Source organism: Bowmanella dokdonensis (assembly GCF_017254865.1).
Classification (GTDB): Bacteria; Pseudomonadota; Gammaproteobacteria; order Enterobacterales; family Alteromonadaceae; genus Bowmanella; species Bowmanella dokdonensis.
Window position 1 is genome coordinate 1 of sequence record NZ_JAFKCV010000186.1, and the last position, 357, is coordinate 357.

General features: G+C 49.9%; 1 protein-coding gene. It reads left to right on the top strand.

Annotated features, from left to right (window positions below; translation table 11 throughout):
* Positions 1-92: 92 nt before the first annotated feature.
* On the top strand, positions 93-357 hold a 265-nt coding region (locus J0A66_RS22155), incomplete at its 3' end, for an HAD family hydrolase (RefSeq protein ID WP_500676668.1).

Genomic DNA, 357 nt, shown 5'->3' on the forward strand with positions numbered 1-357 from the left:
AGAACGCTGGCAAGGCGGATTACTACTGGCTTGTTACCTGGCGTACCAAACCAGTCTGTTTCAACCATAGAACACGCAAAGTACATTTAATGATGAGCTCAGTTTCGACCCTTTACGGCAACATAGACAGCCGCCTGTTTGAGCGCTGCAAAACAATACGTTTACTCGTGTGTGATGTTGACGGCATATTCTCTGACGGACGAATCTACCTGGGCAATGCTGGCGAGGAGCTAAAAGCTTTCCACACCCGAGATGGTTATGGGGTAAAAGCCCTGATGAAGATTGGAGTGGAAGTGGCCGTAATTACCGGACGTAGATCGCGCATAGTAGAAGACAGAATGCGCGCCCTGGGCGTCA